Annotated in this window: 1 protein-coding gene and 1 pseudogene; both read left to right on the top strand. The window is 39.0% G+C overall.

Annotated elements, in window-relative coordinates:
- Positions 1 to 533, top strand: a 533-nt coding sequence (locus AC33VI_RS14395) for a TenA family protein (protein WP_491782956.1), incomplete at its 5' end; no start/stop codon positions are given.
- A gap of 135 nt (positions 534 to 668) precedes the next feature.
- Positions 669 to 1432, top strand: a pseudogene (gene trpS, locus AC33VI_RS14390) (tryptophan--tRNA ligase); the annotation flags it as partial.

The raw sequence follows: 1432 nt of genomic DNA, 5'->3' as shown, positions 1-1432 counted from the left end.
CGATCTATCTGGGAGAATTTGCCCGCGTTTTGGCGATCGCATCTGCCAAAGCACCCCAACCAGAAATGCAATTGCAATTTGCTAATAGTGTCAGAGAAGCAATTGTTGTCGAACGTAGTTTGCACGAAGAGTTTTTTACCGATTTTGGCATCGATCCGACAGATGCTTTAAACGCCCAACCTTCTCCTACTTGTTTGAACTATACCAATTTTTTAATCGCTACAGCATATCAATCTACTTTTGCCGTAACAGTCGCAGCAGTGTTACCTTGCTTTTGGATTTATTTAGAGGTGGGCAAACACATTTACCGACAAGCTAATACTACAGCCAATCCCTACCAAAAATGGATCGATACCTATGTAGATCCAGAGTTTGAGACTTCAGTAAATTATGTGATTGAAGTAGCCAATAAAATGGCGGAAAAAGCTTCGACTGAAGAATTGGATCTGATGAATCTAGTTTTCTACCGCGCATCCCAATTTGAATGGATGTTTTGGAATAGTGCCTATCAATTAGAGCAGTGGCAAGTTTAGTTGTAGTTGACCCTCAACAATACAATATTATCTATTAATAATCCAAAATCGTGTAATACTTATTCATAATAGAAAAATTCCCTTTTTCCATCGACAAAGAGGGAATATTTTATGGGCAAAATTTTTGAGCAACAAATGAACAAAAAGCGAGTATTATCGGGAATCCAAACCACGGGAAACTTACATTTAGGCAATTATTTAGGTGCAATCCGTAATTGGGTAGAAATCCAACAGGATTACGATAATTACTTCTTTTTTGCCGATCTTCATGCCATTACCGTACCCCACGATGCCAAAGTGTTGGCAGAAAATACTTTTAAACTAGCTGCTGTTTATTTGGCTTGTGGTATCGATCTTGAATGTTCGACAATTTTCGTTCAGTCTCACGTTTCTGCCCATAGCGAACTTGCTTGGTTATTTAATTGCGTTACTCCTCTAAATTGGTTGGAGAGAATGATTCAGTTTAAAGAAAAAGCTGTCAAGCAGGGGGAAAATGTTAGCGTTGGCTTGCTAGATTACCCAGTATTAATGGCAGCAGATATTCTATTATATGACGCAGATGTTGTACCCGTAGGGGAAGATCAAAAACAACATTTAGAACTGACTAGAGATATTGCAGCCAGAGTCAACGATAAATTTGGCAAGAAGAAAAAGCCCGTTCTAAAAGTACCCGAACCGATGATTCGTAAAGAGGGTGCGAGGGTAATGAGCCTAACAGATGGCACTAAAAAAATGTCTAAATCCGATCCTTCCGAGTAAAGTCGCATCGATTTATTAGATCCTCCCGATGCCATTAAAAGAAAAATCAAAAAGTGTAAAACCGATCCAGTCAAAGGTTTGACATTTGACGATCCAGAACGCCCAGAATGCCACAATCTCTTGAGTTTGTATCAAATTTT

The organism is Waterburya sp. (assembly GCF_058530065.1).
Note: the sequence above shows the minus strand (reverse complement) of the source record. Positions and strands in the feature narration are given on the sequence as shown.